General features: G+C 70.7%; 17 protein-coding genes. 10 read left to right on the top strand and 7 right to left on the bottom strand.

Annotation, left to right across the window (positions count from 1 at the left end):
- The first annotated feature begins 94 nt into the window (after nucleotides 1–94).
- The 4 genes from egtA to egtD are packed head-to-tail and all read left to right on the top strand — an operon-like array spanning nucleotide 95 to nucleotide 4,433.
- Entirely contained in the window at nucleotides 95–1,342 is a 1,248-nt protein-coding gene (egtA, locus tag JOD54_RS28055) for an ergothioneine biosynthesis glutamate--cysteine ligase EgtA (protein ID WP_443601737.1), read from the top strand.
- Nucleotides 1,339–2,682, top strand: a complete 1,344-nt coding sequence (egtB, locus tag JOD54_RS28050; protein WP_204454892.1) for an ergothioneine biosynthesis protein EgtB — start codon at nucleotides 1,339–1,341, stop codon at nucleotides 2,680–2,682. The genes egtA and egtB overlap by 4 nt, the downstream gene beginning before the upstream one ends.
- 4 nt (nucleotides 2,683–2,686) lie before the next feature.
- Nucleotides 2,687–3,472 (top strand): ergothioneine biosynthesis protein EgtC, encoded by a 786-nt coding sequence (gene egtC, locus JOD54_RS28045; RefSeq protein WP_204454890.1) that lies wholly within the window; start codon nucleotides 2,687–2,689, stop codon nucleotides 3,470–3,472.
- Complete coding sequence (gene egtD, locus JOD54_RS28040; protein WP_204454888.1) at nucleotides 3,453–4,433, top strand: L-histidine N(alpha)-methyltransferase; 981 nt, start codon at nucleotides 3,453–3,455, stop codon at nucleotides 4,431–4,433. The genes egtC and egtD overlap by 20 nt, the downstream gene beginning before the upstream one ends.
- Nucleotides 4,434–4,558: 125 nt before the next feature.
- On the opposite strand, the gene JOD54_RS28035 is transcribed toward egtD, so the two are convergent.
- Together JOD54_RS28035 and JOD54_RS28030 are read right to left on the bottom strand one after the other, a co-directional pair.
- The gene (locus tag JOD54_RS28035) at nucleotides 4,559–4,741 is read right to left on the bottom strand and encodes a hypothetical protein (RefSeq protein ID WP_204454885.1); all 183 of its coding nucleotides are present in this window, start codon (nucleotides 4,739–4,741) and stop codon (nucleotides 4,559–4,561) included.
- Between the two features lie 363 nt (nucleotides 4,742–5,104).
- A complete protein-coding gene (locus JOD54_RS28030; protein ID WP_204454883.1) occupies nucleotides 5,105–7,924 on the bottom strand; it encodes an aconitate hydratase in 2,820 nt (939 codons plus the stop codon).
- A 150-nt stretch (nucleotides 7,925–8,074) separates the two neighbouring features.
- Here JOD54_RS28030 and JOD54_RS28025 point away from each other — a divergent pair, with 150 nt between their 5' ends.
- A complete protein-coding gene (locus tag JOD54_RS28025; RefSeq protein ID WP_204454880.1) occupies nucleotides 8,075–8,428 on the top strand; it encodes a VOC family protein in 354 nt (117 codons plus the stop codon).
- Nucleotides 8,429–8,484: 56 nt separating this feature from the next.
- Here the strand turns inward: JOD54_RS28025 and JOD54_RS28020 are convergent, their stop codons facing one another.
- Together JOD54_RS28020 and JOD54_RS28015 are read right to left on the bottom strand one after the other, a co-directional pair.
- Nucleotides 8,485–9,954 (bottom strand): flagellar basal body protein FliL, encoded by a 1,470-nt coding sequence (locus JOD54_RS28020; RefSeq protein WP_204454878.1) that lies wholly within the window; start codon nucleotides 9,952–9,954, stop codon nucleotides 8,485–8,487.
- A complete protein-coding gene (locus tag JOD54_RS28015; RefSeq protein ID WP_204454876.1) occupies nucleotides 9,951–10,430 on the bottom strand; it encodes a hypothetical protein in 480 nt (159 codons plus the stop codon). Before JOD54_RS28015 ends, JOD54_RS28020 begins: the two co-directional genes overlap by 4 nt.
- A 219-nt stretch (nucleotides 10,431–10,649) precedes the next feature.
- Here JOD54_RS28015 and JOD54_RS28010 point away from each other — a divergent pair, with 219 nt between their 5' ends.
- Complete coding sequence (locus JOD54_RS28010; RefSeq protein WP_372440352.1) at nucleotides 10,650–11,942, top strand: NlpC/P60 family protein; 1,293 nt, start codon at nucleotides 10,650–10,652, stop codon at nucleotides 11,940–11,942.
- A gap of 397 nt (nucleotides 11,943–12,339) precedes the next feature.
- On the opposite strand, the gene JOD54_RS28005 is transcribed toward JOD54_RS28010, so the two are convergent.
- Nucleotides 12,340–12,564: a hypothetical protein gene (locus JOD54_RS28005; protein WP_307860350.1), complete on the bottom strand. Its 225-nt coding sequence runs from the start codon at nucleotides 12,562–12,564 to the stop codon at nucleotides 12,340–12,342.
- Nucleotides 12,565–13,175: 611 nt separating this feature from the next.
- Between JOD54_RS28005 and JOD54_RS28000 the strand changes: the two genes are divergently transcribed.
- A complete protein-coding gene (locus tag JOD54_RS28000) occupies nucleotides 13,176–13,607 on the top strand; it encodes a hypothetical protein (RefSeq protein ID WP_204454869.1) in 432 nt (143 codons plus the stop codon).
- A gap of 341 nt (nucleotides 13,608–13,948) precedes the next feature.
- Here the strand turns inward: JOD54_RS28000 and JOD54_RS27995 are convergent, their stop codons facing one another.
- Nucleotides 13,949–14,434, bottom strand: a complete 486-nt coding sequence (locus tag JOD54_RS27995) for a carboxymuconolactone decarboxylase family protein (protein WP_204454866.1) — start codon at nucleotides 14,432–14,434, stop codon at nucleotides 13,949–13,951.
- A gap of 114 nt (nucleotides 14,435–14,548) precedes the next feature.
- Between JOD54_RS27995 and JOD54_RS27990 the strand changes: the two genes are divergently transcribed.
- Together JOD54_RS27990 and JOD54_RS27985 are read left to right on the top strand one after the other, a co-directional pair.
- Nucleotides 14,549–15,460, top strand: a complete 912-nt coding sequence (locus JOD54_RS27990; RefSeq protein ID WP_204456744.1) for an RNA polymerase sigma-70 factor — start codon at nucleotides 14,549–14,551, stop codon at nucleotides 15,458–15,460.
- Between the two features lie 54 nt (nucleotides 15,461–15,514).
- Nucleotides 15,515–16,414: a helix-turn-helix domain-containing protein gene (locus JOD54_RS27985; protein ID WP_204454864.1), complete on the top strand. Its 900-nt coding sequence runs from the start codon at nucleotides 15,515–15,517 to the stop codon at nucleotides 16,412–16,414.
- A gap of 30 nt (nucleotides 16,415–16,444) precedes the next feature.
- On the opposite strand, the gene JOD54_RS27980 is transcribed toward JOD54_RS27985, so the two are convergent.
- Nucleotides 16,445–16,645, bottom strand: a complete 201-nt coding sequence (locus tag JOD54_RS27980) for a hypothetical protein (protein WP_204454861.1) — start codon at nucleotides 16,643–16,645, stop codon at nucleotides 16,445–16,447.
- Between the two features lie 139 nt (nucleotides 16,646–16,784).
- Between JOD54_RS27980 and JOD54_RS27975 the strand changes: the two genes are divergently transcribed.
- Nucleotides 16,785–17,342: a GrpB family protein gene (locus JOD54_RS27975; RefSeq protein WP_307860348.1), complete on the top strand. Its 558-nt coding sequence runs from the start codon at nucleotides 16,785–16,787 to the stop codon at nucleotides 17,340–17,342.
- Nucleotides 17,343–17,346: the final 4 nt, after the last annotated feature.

Here is a 17,346-nt window from a genome sequence, read left to right as displayed (position 1 = left end):
GTCCCCGGCCCACCCCCCGTTCGGCCCAGCGGGTCCGTGCGGCTGTCGGTGGCCGCGTGTAGCGTCGTTTTCCGGCAAGGAGTGAAAGAAAGGAGTGAGCCCTTTGTCCGCTTCGCGCCACACCGTCGAGCCCGATCGCCGCCGGTTGCGGGCCAGAGTGGAGGCGGAGGCCTACGTCGCCTCGGTCTGCTTCAAACACGGTCCACCCTGTCTGCTGGGCGTCGAGCTGGAGTGGGTCGTGCACCACCGCGACGACCCCGGGCGGCGACTCGACCCCGACCACCTCGCCGCCGCGCTCGGCCCCCATTCCCCCACCACACTGCGCGCCGACAGCCCGTGGCTGCCGCTGCCGTCCGGTTCCCCCCTCACCCTGGAACCCGGCGGGCAGGTCGAGATTTCCTCACTGCCCGCCCCCACCCTGGCCGCCGTGGCCGACGCCGTCCACGCCGACCACCGCCACCTCGAAGATCTCCTCGACCGCGCGGGCCTCGTCCTCGGCCACACCGGCCTCGACGCCCACCGCTCCCCGCGCCGGGTCCTCGACACCCCCCGCTACGCGGCGATGGAACGCGCCTTCGCCCCCATCGGCGAGCACGGCATCACCATGATGTGCGCCAGCGCGGGCCTGCAGGTCTGCCTCGACGTCGGCGAGGCGGCCGACGTGCCGACGAGGTGGGCCGCGCTCAACGGGCTCGGCCCGGTCCTGATCTCACTGTTCGCCAACTCGCCCGACCTGGCCGGGGCGCCGACCGGGTGGGCGTCGGCGCGGATGCTGCACGTGCTCGGCGTCGACCCGCGCCGCTCCAGACCGGTCCCCGTCACCGACGACCCGGCCCAGGCGTGGGCCGATTACGTGCTCGACGCCCCGCTGCTGTGCGTGCGGCGGCCGGACGGGGTCTGGGACGCCCCGAACGGGGTCAGCTTCGCCGACTGGCTCGACGGCGCGCTGGAGCACCCGCCCTCGCTCGACGACCTCGACTACCACATGTCCACGCTGTTCCCGCCGATCCGCCCGCACGGGTACTTCGAGGTCCGCTACCTCGACGCCCAGGCTGGCGACGACTGGCTGGCCCCGGCCGCGCTGCTGGTGGCCCTGATGGCCGACCGGGCGGTCGTCGACGCCGTGGTGGAGGCGTGCGCACCGGTCGCCGACCGGTGGCTCGACGCCGCCCGCCTCGGCCTCGCCGACCCCGACCTCGCCCGCGCCGCGCGGCGGGTGCTCGACCTGGGGATCCCGGCCACCGCCGGGCTGGGGTTGCCCACCGAGCACGCCACCGACCGGCTGGTGGCGCTGCGCGAGGCGTTGGACGCACCGGAAGCGACGAACGGGAGGAAGTCGTGACCAGCACAGATCTGCCCGTGGGGAGCAACACCGAGACCGAGCGCGTCCGCGAGCGCGTCGCGGAGGCGCTGCTGCGCTCCCGGGCGCGTAGCACCCTGCTGACCGACGCGGTCGACGACGACGACCTGGTCCGCCAGCACTCCGAGCTGATGTCGCCGCTGGTGTGGGACCTGGCGCACATCGGCAACCAGGAGGAGCTGTGGCTGGTGCGCGATGTCGGCGGCCGCGAGCCGGTCCGCTCCGACATCGACGAGCTCTACGACGCGTTCCAGCACTCCAGGGCCAGCAGGCCCGCGTTGCCGCTGCTGTCGCCGACCGAGGCCCGCGCGTACGTGGGTCAGGTGCGCGACAAGGTGTTCGACGTGCTGGAGCGGGTGCCGCTGCACGGCGGGAAGCTCCTGGACCGGGGGTTCGCCTTCGGCATGATCGTCCAGCACGAGCAGCAGCACGACGAGACCATGCTCGCCACGCACCAACTGCGTTCGGGTGCCCCGGTGTTGCATGCGCCCGACCCGGATCCCGCCCTGGTCGCCCCGATCGGTGCCGGGGAGGTGTTCGTCCCGGCGGGGGAGTTCACCATGGGCACCTCCACCGAGCCGTGGGCGCTGGACAACGAGCGCCCCGCGTTCCAGACGCACGTCGACGCGTACTACATCGACACCGTCCCGGTCAGCAACGGCGACTACCTGGCCTTCATCGACGCCGGGGGCTACGACAACCCCGACTGGTGGAGCGAGGTCGGCTGGGCCCACCGGCGCAAGGCGGACCTGATCGCGCCCCGGTTCTGGCGGCGCGACGGCGACCGCTGGGTCCGCACCCGCTTCGGTGTGGTGGAACCGGTCCCGGTGGACGAGCCGGTCGTGCACGTGTGCTTCCACGAGGCGGCCGCGTACGCGAAGTGGGCGGGCAAGCGGTTGCCGACCGAACCGGAGTGGGAGAAGGCCGCGCGGTTCGACCCGGCGACCGGGCGGTCCCGCCGCTACCCCTGGGGCGACGAGGACCCCGGCGTCGAGCACGCCAACCTGGGGCAGCGCCACCTGCGGCCCGCGCCGGTCGGCTCGTACCCCAAGGGCGCGTCGCCGCTGGGGGTGCGTCAGCTGATCGGGGACGTCTGGGAGTGGCTCGACTCGGACTTCCGGCCGTACCCGGGGTTCTCGGCGTTCCCGTACCGGGAGTACTCCGAGGTGTTCTTCGGCGGCGACTACAAGATGCTGCGCGGTGGCTCGTTCGGCACCGACGCGGCCGCCGTGCGCGGCACCTTCCGCAACTGGGACCACCCGATCCGGCGGCAGATCTTCTCCGGGTTCCGGTGCGCCCGCGACGCGACCGGGGCGCGCTGAGCGCATGTGCCGCCACCTGGGCTACCTCGGTCCCGCCGTGCCCATCTCCGGGTTGCTCGACGGGCCGAGCGGGCTGCTGAGCCAGACCTGGGCCCCCGCCGACATGCGCGGCGGGGGCACCGTCAACGTCGACGGCTTCGGCGTCGGCTGGTACCCCGGCCCCGACGCGCCGCCGCTGCGCTACCGGCGGGCCGTTCCGATGTGGACGGACGCCGGTTTCGCGCAGGTGGCGGCCAGCACCAGCAGCCACGCGGTGCTCGCCGCCGCCCGCTCGGCCACGATCGGCATGCCGGTGGTGGACACCGCCTGCGCGCCGTTCACCGAGGGGCGCTGGCTGTTCAGCCACAACGGCCGGGTCACCGGCTGGCCGGACAGCATCGCCCCGCTGGCCACCGAGTTGTCCACAGTGGACCTGATGACGCTGGACGCGCCGACCGACAGCGCTGTGCTGTGGGCCATGGTGCGGCGGCGGCTGCGCGCGGGCACGCCGATGGGCACCGCGCTGGCCGAGGTGGTCACCGCGGTGGCCGCCGCGGCACCGGACTCCCGGCTCAACCTCCTGCTCACCGACGGCGTCACCATCGCGGCCACCACCTGGTGGCACTCGCTGGCCACGCTCACCGGACCCGACTTCGTGGTGGTCGCCTCGGAACCGTGGTCGCCGGACCCGCCGTGGGTCCCGGTCGCGGACCGCTGCCTGGTCACCGCCACCCTCTCCCCGACTCCCGCCGTGCGCGTGCGCGCGCTCGGCAGCGCAGACAAGGACGCAGATGACCGACTCCCGGCTTGATCCCGTGGAAGTGCACCTGCCCGACGACCACGCCGCCCGCGCGCTGGCCAAGGACGCCCGCGAGGGTCTGACCTCGACCCCGAAGACGCTGCCGCCCAAGTGGTTCTACGACGCCAGGGGCAGCGAGCTGTTCGAGCGCATCACCCGGCTGCCCGAGTACTACCCGACCAGGGCCGAGCGGGAGATCCTCGCCGCCCGCGCTGGCGAGATCGCCGCCGCGACCGGCGCGCACACCCTGGTGGAACTCGGGTCCGGTTCCTCGGAGAAGACCAGGCTGCTGCTCGACGCGCTGCGCGCCGCGGGCACCCTGGCCCACATCGTCGCCCTGGACGTCTCGGCGACGGCCCTGCGCGACGCGGCGTCGGCCCTGGCGGCGGAGTACCAGGGCGTGCAGGTCAGCGGGGTGGTCGGCGACTTCACCGAGCACCTGGGCCTGCTGCCCGGCCAGCCGCCGCGGCTGGTCGCCTTCCTCGGCGGCACGATCGGCAACTTCCTGCCCGGTGAGCGCGCGGAGTTCCTGACCGCGGTCCGCGCGGTGCTCAAGCCGGGGGAGTGGCTGCTGCTGGGCACCGACCTGGTCAAGGACGAGTCCACCCTGGTCCGCGCCTACGACGACGCCGAGGGCGTCACCGCGGAGTTCAACCGCAACGTCCTGCACGTGCTGAACCGGGAACTGGGCGCGACCTTCGACCCGGCCGACTTCGCGCACGTGGCGGTGTGGGACGCCGAGCACGAGTGGATCGAGATGCGGTTGCGGGCCAGGCGGGCGCTGACGGCGTCCCTGCCGGAGTTGGACCTGTCCGTCGAGTTCGCCGAGGGCGAGGAGATCCGCACCGAGATCTCGGCCAAGTTCCGCCGCGACGGCGTCGAGGCCGAGTTGGCCGCGGCCGGGTTCGACCTCGCGCACTGGTGGACCGACGAGGCGGGCCGGTTCGCGCTGTCCTTGGCGCGCGCCGACTAAGAGCCCGCGCCGACCGGACAGTCCGCGCGGGATCACCCCATCGTCGGTTGTTTCCTTGCCACAGCGGAAAAGCCCGAGTGGGCCCACCGGTACCTCCTGGCGGGCCCACTCGGGTCACTGACCACTCAAGACAGAGCCGACACCCCCTCGACGGCGACCTGGCCGGTGCTCGGGCACGCGGCCAACCGGCCACCCGCGACACTGAACCACTCCCGGTCGCACTCGGTCGACTCGCCCGCCGTGATCGGGCCAACGCATCCAGCGATGACCAACGCGGCGATTCCCAGGTGGATTTTCTTGTTTCGCAAAGGATCCCCCAATCCCTCGTTCCCCCTGAAACCATCCTGACACAGCGTGATGTCACTTAGGGGCCAAACGAGCGAACCTCCGTATGACCAGTCTCACCCCGTGACCGGGAACTCCCGCACACCAGCGAAAACCCGACGCGCCAACGGGAACTCCCAGGTAGCTCCCCGTAGCGGCTGCAATCGCAGGGCGGCTTTGCCCGCGACCGCGAGACAACCGTTTGGCGCAATCGCCCCCGCGGTGCGGAATTGCTGAGGTGGTGTCACGAACGCGGCGGCCGAACAACTGTCCACAGCGGACCTGTTGGTGTCCGCCAACGACAACGGGGGCCGCCAGAAGGCGGCCCCCGTCGTGGTGGAGGCAGATCAGCTGTTGACCATCTTGCGCAGCACGTACTGCATGATGCCGCCGTTGCGGTAGTAGTCGGCCTCGCCGGGGGTGTCGATGCGGACGACGGCCTCGAAGTCGATCGTGATGCCCTCGCCGTCGCGGCCCGCGGAGACCTTCACGGTGCGGGGGGTCTTGCCGTCGTTGAGGGCGGTGACACCGGTGATGAGGAACAGCTCGGTGCCGTTGAGGCCGAGGGACTCGGCCGTCTCGCCCTCGGGGAACTGCAGCGGCAGCACGCCCATGCCGATCAGGTTCGAGCGGTGGATGCGCTCGAACGACTCGGCGATGACCGCGCGCACGCCCAGCAGCGAGGTGCCCTTGGCCGCCCAGTCGCGCGAGGAGCCGGAGCCGTACTCCTTGCCAGCCAGGACCACCAGCGGGGTGTCCTCGGCGGCGTAGTTCTGCGCGGCGTCGTAAATGAACGCCTGCTCGCCGCCGCGGGTGAAGTCGCGGGTGTAGCCGCCCTGGACGCCCTGGCCGCCGTTCTCGTCTGCCAGCAGCAGGTTGCGCAGCCGGATGTTGGCGAAGGTGCCGCGGATCATCACCTCGTGGTTGCCGCGCCGGGACCCGTAGGAGTTGAAGTCCTTGCGCTCCACGCCGTGCTCGGTGAGGTACTTGCCCGCCGGGGTGTCCTGCTTGATCGCGCCAGCGGGGGAGATGTGGTCGGTGGTGACCGAGTCGCCCAGGAACGCCAGCACGCGGGCGCCGCGGATGTCGGTGACCGGCGACGGCTCCATCGCCATGCCCTCGAAGTACGGGGGCTTGCGCACGTAAGTGGACTGCGGGTCCCATTCGAACACGTTGCCGGTCGGCGTCGGCAGCGAGCGCCACCGCTCGTCACCGGCGAACACATCGGCGTAGCTGCCCGCGAAGCTCTCCGCCGACAGCGCCGAGGCGATCACGTCGGCGATCTCCTGCGGCGAGGGCCAGATGTCGTCGAGGAACACCGGCTCACCGTCGGAGCCCGTGCCCAGCGGCTCGGTGGTGATGTCGATGTCCATCGACCCGGCCAGCGCGTAGGCGACCACCAGCGGCGGCGAGGCCAGGTAGTTCATCTTGATGTCCGGGTTGATCCGGCCCTCGAAGTTGCGGTTGCCCGAGAGCACCGACACCACGGCCAGGTCGGAGGACTGCACACCGGCGGAGATCTCGTCCTGCAGCGGGCCGGAGTTGCCGATGCAGGTGGTGCAGCCGTAGCCGACCAGGTTGAAGCCCAGCTCGTCCAGGTACGGGGTCAGGCCCGCCCGGTCGTAGTAGTCCATGACGACCTTGGACCCCGGCGCCAGCGTGGTCTTCACCCACGGCTTGCGCGACAGGCCGCGCTCGACGGCCTTCTTCGCCAGCAGCGCCGCCCCGATCATCACCGACGGGTTGGAGGTGTTGGTGCACGAGGTGATCGCCGCGATGGCGACCGCGCCGTGGTCGATCTCGAAGTCCACGCCGTCGACGGTGACCTTGGTCGGCTTGCTGGTGCGGCCCTCGGCGCCGCGCGCCGCCGAGTGGTAGTCGAACGGCTCACCGCCGCCGTTGCCGCCGCTGACCGCGGGGGCGTCGCTGGCCGGGAAGGACTCCTCGCCAGCCTCGTCGACCGCGGACTTGGCCGCCTCGGGGGCGTAGGTGCCCAGGGCGGCCCGGAACGCGCTCTTGGCGTCGGCCAGCTCGATGCGGTCCTGCGGCCGCTTGGGGCCCGCGATGGAGGGCACCACGGTCGCCAGGTCCAGCTCCAGCGTCTCGGAGTACGCGGGCTCCACGGACGGGTCGTGCCAGAGGCCCTGCTCCTTGGCGTAGGCCTCGACCAGGGCGACCTGCTCCTCGGAGCGGCCGGTGAAGCGCAGGTAGTCGATGGTCTCGGCGTCGATCGGGAAGATCGCCGCGGTCGAGCCGAACTCCGGGCTCATGTTGCCGATGGTGGCCCGGTTGGCCAGCGGCACCGCGGTCACGCCGGAGCCGTAGAACTCGACGAACTTGCCGACCACGCCCTGCTTGCGCAGCATCTCGGTGATGGTCAGCACCAGGTCGGTCGCGGTGGCGCCCGGGGGCAGCTCGCCGTGCAGCTTGAAGCCGACCACCCGGGGGATCAGCATGGAGACCGGCTGGCCCAGCATGGCCGCCTCGGCCTCGATGCCGCCGACGCCCCAGCCCAGCACGCCGAGGCCGTTGACCATGGTGGTGTGCGAGTCGGTGCCGACCAGGGTGTCCGGGTAGGCCTGCCCGCCGCGCACCATCACCACGCGGGCGAGGTGCTCGATGTTGACCTGGTGCACGATGCCGGTGCCCGGCGGGACGACCTTGAACTCGTCGAACGCGCTCTGGCCCCAGCGCAGGAACTGGTAGCGCTCCTTGTTGCGCTCGTACTCCAGGTCCACGTTGCGCTCGAAGGCGTCCGGGCGGCCGAAGATGTCGGCGATCACCGAGTGGTCGATGACCAGCTCGGCGGGGGCGAGCGGGTTGACCTTGTCCGGGTCCCCGCCCAGCTGGGTGACGGCCTCGCGCATGGTGGCCAGGTCGACCACGCACGGCACGCCGGTGAAGTCCTGCATCACGACCCGGCCGGGGGTGAACTGGATCTCCGTCGACGGCTCGGCCGAGGGGTCCCACGAGGCAAGGGCGCGCACGTGGTCGGCGGTGATGTTCGCGCCGTCCTCGGTGCGCAGCAGGTTCTCCAGCAGGATCTTCAGGCTGTACGGCAGGCGCTGGGCACCCTCCACCGCGTCCAGCCGGAACACCTCGTACGAGGCGTCCCCGACCTTCAGCGTGGCGCGGGCGCCGAAGCTGTCCTTACTCGGTGTGGTCACGTCCAACTCCAGTGGCGGCGCAAAGTCAGTCCGGGTTACTCGACGGTGAGTCTCGCGCACCCCGGCGGGGGACGCAGCGACGGCCTCACCCTTCAAACAGTACGCTTGTCCTGTATAGCGCTTCAAGGGGGCGCACCGAAGGAGGACGATGTGATCCATCACGTCCAGCTCGCCTGCCCGCCCGGTGGCGAGGACGCCGCCAGGGCCTTCTACACCGGCGTGCTCGGCTGGGCCGAGCTGCCCAAACCCCCGCTGCTGGCCGCGCGCGGCGGCTGCTGGTTCGCCGTGCCCGGCGGCGGGGAACTGCACGTCGGGGTCGAGGCCGACTTCCGGCCCGCGCGCAAGGCGCACCCGGCGTTCGTCGCCGACGTCGCCGCGCTGGCGGGCGTGCTCATCGCCGCGGGCAGCCCGGTCCGCTGGGCCGACCCCGCCGAGATCCCCGGCCGCCCCCGCTTCCACACCGACGACCCGCACGGCAACCGGCTGGAGTTCCTCGCCCGCTGACGCGCCGAGGGCCCGCTCCCGGGTGGGAGCGGGCCCTCGGCGGGGGTGTCCCGGTACTACTTCGCGAGCTTGAGCAGCGCCTTGATGTCCTCGGGCTGCAGGCTCTTGAGCGCGGTGATCTGCAGGTCGGTGACCGAGCGGATCGGGCTGACGTACCACTTGCCGTCGACCTCGGTGGTGACCACGCCGGTGTTGGCGATCATGCCCTTGACCAGGTTGGTCAGCGCCTGCTTGGCCCCGGCGTCCATCTTCTTGCCACCGATCTTGGTTGCCAGGTCGTCGGCGCAGATCTGCTCGCGCTCGCCCTGCACCTCGGCGGCGTAGCACTCGCCGTCCTTGGTGACCTTGACCGTCTGGCCGTCCGCCTCGACCTCGAGCTCCTTGAGCAGCACCTTGGTGGCGCCCTCGACGTCCTGGGTCTCGGTCTCCAGCTTCTTGATCTTCACATCGGCGGGCTTCTGCTTGCCCGCGGCGTCCACCAGCACCGGGCCCACGTCGTGCAGCACGCCCATCTCGTCCGGCGGCAGCAGCTCGATGACCCTGGTCAGGTCCGCGTTGACCGAGGCCTCGGCCAGCTCGCGCACCGCGTCACCCGGCGAGCCCGCGCCCTTGGCCGGGATGCCCTGCTTGGGCCACTCCAGCTTCTCGCTGGCCAGCGCGTAGTCGGCCACGGTGTAGAACAGGCTGGGGTACCACTCGTCCTCGACCTTGACCGTGGCGATCCGGATCGGCTCGCCCTTGTTCTCCTTGACCAGCTCGGCCACGTCGAAGGTCTGCGTCTGCGGGGCGTCGCTGATGCCGCGCGGGAACGCCAGGTCGATGAACTCCTCGGTCAGCGGCAGCTTGCTGGAGTCCGAGCTGATGGTGACCTTGCCGCCGACCAGCTTGGTGATGGTCAGGTGGTCGTTGACCTTCTCCGCGCCGCCCTCGTCGAACTGCAGGTTCTCGGTCTTGAGCTCGAAGCCGTTGATCTGGTTCGGGTCGACGTCCTTCTTGTAGACGTTGAGCCGCTGCAGCTCCTTGGTCGTCTCCGAGTTCAGCGTCGTCATCAGGTCGCGCTCGGCCGGGGCGAGGCCCGTGAGCAGGCCCGCGACGTCACCCTTGCCGATCGCGTTGACCAGGTTGGTCGCCGCGGCGGTCGGGCTCTCGGCGCCAGCCTGGGTGCTGCCCCGGTTGAGCGCCCACACCGTCACCCCGGCGCCAGCGGCGACCGCGAGCACGGCCACGACGACACCGATGACCAGGCCCTTGCGCTTCTTCGGCGCCTCCGGCGGCACCGGGTAGCCGTACTGCCCGCCGCCGCCGTAGGGCTGCTGCGGGAACTGGAAGCCCTGCGGGTTGGTCTGCGGGAAACCACCCTGCTGCGGCTGCGGGACGCCTTGCTGCGGGTAGCCGCCCTGGGCTGGCTGGCCCTGCTGCGGGTAGCCGGGCTGCTGGGCCGGGAAGCCGCCGCTACCCGGACCCCCCTGCTGCTGGTACGGGTCGTTCGGCTGCCAGTGGCCGCCGCCTCCGGGTGGATACGTCACGGTTCCCCTCCTGCGATCCTGCTCGCGCCTTTGCGCACGTTCACCACGATGCCGACCGCGCCGAGCACGGCCAGCGCCGAGCCGATGAGCGTGGTCGTCGGTCCGGCCGCCGCGATGCCGAGTGGGCTGTCACCACCACCGCTTTCGACGGTCGCACCACCGGAAACGGTTCCAGTGACTATCGCCAGGAACGCCCCGATCGTTGCGGCACCGAACCGGAAACCGAGCGCGTACAACACGATGCTCAGCGTGATCGCCGGGATCACCCCGTACCAGGCGTAGAGCAGCAGCTCCAGCGCCGTCCCGTCGAGGAACCCGAGGGTGGTGATCACGCCGATCGCCTGGAAGCTGTCGCGCAGCACGGCCCCGGAACGGAACCACGGCAGGAACATCCCGGTCGCCACGAGCACCAGTCCGACCGCGGTGAGCGCGGCGGGCAGGGCGGCGCGCAGGGCGCGGGAGTTCCGTTCGGACACCGCACCATGCTCGCACCCCCGGTCCCGGCCGGGTTACAACCCCCTCGTTCGAGTGGGGGCGACCGTCCTCTTTCGACCGTCGTCGTGCACACAGCGTGGAATCCGGCCGCGGTGATGTCCCCGAGGACGATGTTTCTGCTGGTACGGCTGGTTGCCGAGTGTCCCAAGTGGCACAGTCGGAGCAGGCAGGTCGGTGCGGAGGGCGGGGAGGATCCAGCGGTGGCCGTACGACGGACGCTCTCACTCGGGCTGGCGGTCACCTCGGTCGCGCTCGTCTCGGCGATGACCTCGACCGCGGTCGCCGCCGCTGTGCCACCCCCACCGCCCAACCCCAGCGACGCCGACCTCGACCGCAGCCGCGCCGCGGCCAAGGACAAGGCGGGCGAGGTCGGGCGGCTGACCAACCAGCTCGCCGAGGCCGAGTCCCGGTTGATGCGGCTGCAGGCCGAGGTCGAGGCGAAGCTGGAGGACGCCAACAAGGCGCTGGTCGACCTCACCGCCGCCGAGGAAGCCGCCACCAAGGCCCGCACCGACGCCGACGCCGCCCGCCGCGAGGCCGCAGGCGCGGACCAGGCCGTCGGTGACGCGCGGCAACAGCTCGACGACTTCGCCGCGGGCAGCTACAAGCAGGGCACCACGGTCGGGTCGCTGACGGCGTACCTGGGCGCCAAGAGCCCCGAAGACCTCCTGGAGCGGGCGCACCTGCTCAACGCGGTCAGCGGCAGCGAGCTCGACGCCCTCGAACACATGGAGCGGGCCCGCACGCAGAAGGCGAACGCCGATTCCCGCGCCCGCGCGGCGTTGAACGTCGCGAACCGGCGCCAAGCGGAGGCCGAGGAGGCCAAGCGGGTCGCGGACGAGGCGACAGCCGCCGCGCAGCGCGCCCAGCAGGAGCAGCTCGCCCGGTCGCAGCAGCTGCTGGCGGAGCGGACGTCGTTCGAGCAGCAGCTGGAAGCCGCGCAGGCGGAGGTCGGCGGCCTGGAGAGCCAGCGCGACCGGTACCAGCGGTGGCTGGCCGCCAAGCAGCGCGAAGACGAGGAGAACGCCCGCCGCGCCGCCGCGGGCCGCCCCGCAGCGGCGCCCGCCGCCGGTACCGCACGCACAGTGATCGAACGGGCACTCTCCCAACTCGGTGTGGAGTACGCCTGGGGCGGCGGCAACGGCCGGGGCCCGACCAGGGGCATCCGCGACGGCGGCGTGGCGGACTCCTTCGGCGACTACGCCAAAGTCGGCTTCGACTGCTCCGGCCTGATGATCTACGCCTTCGCGGGCGTCGGCGTGAACCTGCCGCACTACAGCGGCTACCAGGCCAACGCGGGCCGCCAGATCCCACTGTCCCAAATGGCCCCCGGCGACATGCTCTTCTGGTCCACCGACGGTCGGATCCACCACGTGGCCCTCTACATCGGCGACGGCCAAATGGTCGAAGCCCCCTACTCCGGCTCCGTCGTCCGCATCGCCCCCGTCCGCTACGGCGGCATCGTCTCCTACGCCACCCGCATCCTGTCCTGATAGGACTTGCAGAGCTAGATTCCGCTGGATCTGGGTTGCGCCGCTCGCCTGGTGCTCGAGCAGTACCCGTATCCGCGCTGGGTGATGGTCGACGTTGCACGGCTGCTCTCTGCGGCCTCGACTTCTCGCAGAAGACAAACGGAAGTGTTGAAACGGCGCTGTTTCAACACTTCCGCTACTTCCGCTGGCTTCGCGGGTTCGGTATGTGAAGCTCACGACCGCAAGTGCACGATGATCGTGGCGGAGGGTGCAAGCGCTCGGCTCGTGTTGGCAGGTCAAGTCTGACGCCGCCAGCGCGAACGTTCGCTGATGCCTTAGAAGTTGGCCGACTCACGCTTCGCGCTGCCATCCTTGTTTCGCATACCAACCGCCTCCGGCTCTGGTGAGAATCAAGGAGTCACAGGAACAACTTCACCTCCGTCTCCCTCGTGGCCTCTCCTGGCCTTGTGCCCTCGTGGCGGATGACCACCTTCCCGCCGTCGCGGATCTCCGCGTCCACGAACTCGTAGAGCTGAAGAGAGCGGTTGGTCAAGTCCACCTTCTTCAGGCCGGTCCTCTCCATCAACCGGGCCAGAGCCTTGCTCGCCGCCTCCACCAGCTCCACGTGGAGCCGTTCGGCCACTCGGGCTCCCGTTCGCTCGCCACTCATGAACACCACCTATCTGTCTCGATCGGTACCGGTCTGGGGCCGCGCTCGCAGGTGGCGCTACGGCCCCGTATCCCATCTTCGCAGATCAGACCAATTTTTGCACAGATTTTGTGCAACAGCTGTGGGTTGCTGGTAGCTTCGAGGTTGCCCACCTCCTGGGCTGCGGAACGCGCAGGCCAGGAGGTGGGGTCTGGCCTGCAACCTGCGGACCAGGAACAACCTGAGAGAACGGATTGACGATGCAGAACGTTCGAGATCGTCGAGGGGGTGCTACCCCGCGGGAGTTCGTGGCCACCTGGATCGCCACGCGCGTCCTGGCGTCCACCCCCGCGGTCAAGGGGCACCGCCCACCGGCGGGGACCAACACCACTGCTTGGCGGCAACGCCGACTCGTGCACCGTGTCGTGGCGCCACTCGCCATCACATCGGGGCCTATCGCCACGGACGCGACACCAGCCGCAGGCGCCTCAGCGGGAGAGCAATTCCCTCTGCTTGTGCCCTGGGGGGACAGCAACAGTTCTCGACCGGTTCTCGTGGTGTAGCTGCCACGACAACACGAGCTGTCGGGAGCTTTTCCAACCCACATGGAGAGCGACGGGACATCGCCAACCCTGTGGACAACCCAAGACCCCGGGATGACCTCCCGGAAGAAGATCGCCACCGGGGCGGTCGTAGCAACAACGAGGTACCGGATGTCCCCAACAGAAGTTACAAGCTCCTTCGAGGAGCCGATCGAAAAGGCCACAGAGCAGGCCGTGCTCCGCATCGAGAAAGGAGAGACCATCGTGGTGGAGACACGCGTACCGCCTCACCAAGCCGGTCTTCTCCTTCTGACAGGCGGCAACCTGGCGATCATGGGGACAGTGGTCCTCGCGCCCATGACCACCATCGCCGCCGCGCCCTCGGAGTGGCCCGTCTGGGCCACTGCGGGAATCATCCTGTGTCAACTCGCGTTGCCGATCCTCATGATCATGCGCACGCCCCCCTGGAGGTCCACCAACGACAACACCTCATAGCCGAACAAGACAACAGCAGGCGCGACAAAAACCTCCCGGAAAGAGAGAGACCTCAATACGGTCTCTCTCTTTCCGGCTGTCAAGGACGTCGGCAACCAACCTCAAGGATGCGGACCGGTGATTTCGACACAAGATGCGGGGCCGAACTCGCCGCTGATGGGCGGGATCACCAGGTGGGCCCACTCGGGCGCCCACGCTGAGGGCGATCTGGCAGTCCTGCTGTAGCGCCGCGACGAGTGGCCTCTCCTACGCCCCGTGCAGTGCCTGGATTCTTGGCACCGCCCGATGCGGTGCCGATCCAGCCCTCTGTCACCAGCGCGACGATCGGGTATCCCTGTGGGTCAGCCGTGCTGCACGGCCGCGGCGAACATGCCCGGTTCGTAGGACCCGCCCTGCTGGTGCACGATCACGGCGAGCCGGTTGGCGGCGTTGATCAGGGCGACCAACACCACCAGGGCGGCGATCTGGTCGTCGTCGTAGTGGGCGCGCAGTTGGGCCCAGGTCTCGTCGGAGACACCGGTGTGGGCGTCGGCCAGGCGGGTGCCCTCTTCGGCCAGTGCCAGGGCCGCGCGCTCGGCCTCGGTGAAAACGGTCGACTCGCGCCAGGCGGCTACGAGGTGCAGGCGGAGCGGGGTTTCGCCTGCGGCGGTGGCCTCCTTCGTGTGCATGTCGATGCACCAGCCGCAGCCGTTGATCTGGCTGGCGCGCAAGGACACCAGCTCCTGGGTCGAGCTCGGCAGCGGCGACTGGTGGACCACCATGGCGGCATTGGCGAACCGCTTGGCGAACTTTCCGGCGATCTCGTTCTCGAACAGGTTGAATCGCATGTGCGTGGTCCTCACTCGTGGTTGGTGATGACCAGGAGATGCCGGTCGCGGGGCGGCTGTGACAGACCGCGGACGTGACGAGCGGCACTGTCACAGAACCGGGCCGGCGGGCGTCTGGTGGTGACCCGACCCAGCAGAGGAGCACCCGTGGACCTGGCCACCGAGACGTTCGTCGCCCACCGGAACCTGCTGTTCACCGTCGCCTACGAGATGCTCGGGTCGGCCGCCGACGCGGAGGACGTGCTGCAGGAGACCTGGCTGCGGTGGGTGGGGGTGGACCTCGACGAGGTGCGGGACCGGCGGGCGTACCTGGTCCGGATCACCACCCGGCAGGCGCTGGGCAGGCTGCGCGCGCTCGGCCGCCGCAAGGAGTCCTACGTCGGGTCGTGGCTGCCCGAGCCGCTGCTGACCGCACCGGACGTGGCCGAGGACGTCGAGTTGGCCGACAGCGTGTCGATGGCGATGCTGCTGGTCCTGGAGACGCTCACGCCGACCGAGCGGGCGGTGTTCGTCCTGCGCGAGGTGTTCGCCGTGGACTACGACGAGGTCGCCGCGGCGGTCGACAAGACACCGGCCGCGGTCCGCCAGATCGCGCACCGGGCCCGCGCGCACGTGGCGGCCCGCCGACCGCGCGGGGTCGTGTCGGCCGACGCGACCAAGGACGCGCTCGAGGCGTTCAAGCGGGCGACCGAGACCGGCGACCTGCGCGGGCTGCTCGACATCCTCGCCCCCGACGTGGTCCTCCTCGGCGACGGCGGGGGCATCAAGCAGGCGGTTGCGCGCCCGGTCACCGGCGCCGACAAGGTCGCGCGGCTGCTGGTCGGCGGGTTCCGGAAGGTCGCAGGCACGATCTCGCTGGACTCCGCGCAGGTCAACGGCTACCCGGCGCTGGTGTTCCAGGTCGGCGGCGAGCTCGACACCGTGCTCGCGGTCCGGGTCGACGAAGGCCGCATCACCGGCCTCTACGCCGTGCGCAACCCGGAGAAGCTGTCCCGCATGGACCGGGAGACGACACTGAGCCGGTGAGGTCTGCGGAAACGGGCTTGAGTCTCCAGTCGGTGGAGGGTGGACGCTACTGCCATGGGTGATCCGAGCGAGCTGTTCACCATCGGGCAGCTGGCCGCGCGCACCGGGCTGTCGGTGCGCACGATCCGCTTCTGGTCCGACAGCGGGGTGATCCCGCCGACCACCCGGTCCGGCGGCGGTTACCGGCTCTACGACGCGGCAGCGGCGGCCCGGCTGGACCTGGTGCGCACGCTGCGGGAACTGGGGCTGGACCTGGACACGGTGCGCGCGGTACTGCACCGCCAGGTCACCGTCGCCGACGTGGCGGCGGCGCACGCGCAGGCCATCGACGCCGAGATCCGGGCGTTGCGGCTGCGGCGGGCGGTGCTGCGCTCGATCGCCCGACGGGGAAGCACCACCGAGGAGATGAGACTGATGCACGAGATGGCCAGGCTGTCCGCCGCCGAGCGGCAACGGGTGGTCGACGAGTTCGTGGACCGCACCTTCGCCGGGGTCGAGGGCACCGCACCGGGAGCGGGCATCGCCGTGGCGATGCGGCAGCTACCGCCGGAACTGCCGGACGACCCAACCGACCACCAGGTCGACGCTTGGGTCGAACTGGCCGAACTGGTCGCCGACGAGGACTTCCAACACCGGGTCCGCCAGATGGCGGTGACCGGCGCCGCGGGGGTGCCCGCGGTCGCGCACGACCCGGCGCTGGTGGTCGAACACGCGGGCCCGGCCGAGGCTGCTGGCGTCGACCCGGCTTCGGCGCGGGGGCAGGAGGTCCTGGAGCGGATCGCGCCTGGTCTGTCCACTGAGGACCGGGTGCGGCTGGCGGAGACGATCGAGGTGTTCAGCGACCGGCGGGTTGAGCGGTACTGGCAACTGCTCGGGGTACTCAACGGTGCGGAGCCGTTCGAGCCGAGGGTGCCCGCGTTCGAGTGGTTCGCTGCGGCGCTGCGAGCGCGGTAGGTGGGGTGGCCCGCGCTGCCCCCGGTGCTCTCAGCCCAGCGGGGATCTGTCCCGCAGCGGGCAGTCGTGCGCGAGGACCTGCACGGGGTGCGGCACCGGTGGTGGCGCGGGCCGCGTGCTGCCCTGGGGGGTGGCGGTGGCAGGGCGGCCCGCGGCGTGGGTGGCCGTCGACATCGGCAGGGTCGCCAGCAGGATGGCGACGGCGCCGATCGCCCTGGTGCGTGGCCGCATGGCGTCTCCTCGTGCGGCAGGGGATCCCGGTCCCACCAGTACACCGCGTCCGGCGGCGAAAGCCATGACGGTCTTTCGGGGGTCACCGTGCTACGTTGGCCCGCTGCCCTCGACCGGGAACCACGAGGAGGAGCGACCCGTGCCCCCCATCTCCGATGACGACCTGCGCCGCGTGATCGTCGGTGAACTCCAGCCGCACAACGCCCCGATCACGCTCGCCGAGTACGACCCCGCCTGGCCCGCGCGCTACGCCGAGCAGGAGCGGCGGATCCGCGACGTGCTCGGCCCGGTCGCCCGCCGGGTCGAGCACGTCGGGTCCACCTCCGTGCCGGGCCTGCCAGCCAAACCGATCATCGACATGCTGTTGCTGGTGCCCGACTCCGCCGTCGAGCCCGACTACCTGCCGCCGCTGGAAGCCGCCGGTTACGTCCTGCGCGTGCGTGAACCCGAGTGGTTCGACCACCGCCTCTGCAAGGGGCCGGACACCAACATCAACCTCCACATCTTCAGCGAAGGCTGCACCGAAGCCGACCGCATGCTCCGCTTCCGCGACCACCTGCGCACCCACAACGCCGACCGCGACCACTACGCCGCCACCAAACGCACCCTGGCGACCCGCACCTGGCGCCACGTCCAGGACTACGCCGACGCCAAGTCCGCCGTGGTCGCCGACATCATGTCCCGCGCCACCGGCTGACCGG

Origin of the sequence: Actinokineospora baliensis, from assembly GCF_016907695.1 — a bacterium.
GTDB lineage: Bacteria > Actinomycetota > Actinomycetes > Mycobacteriales > Pseudonocardiaceae > Actinokineospora > Actinokineospora baliensis.
The sequence above is the reverse complement of the archived record's forward strand: the minus strand, read 5'-3'. Positions and strand labels throughout refer to the sequence as shown.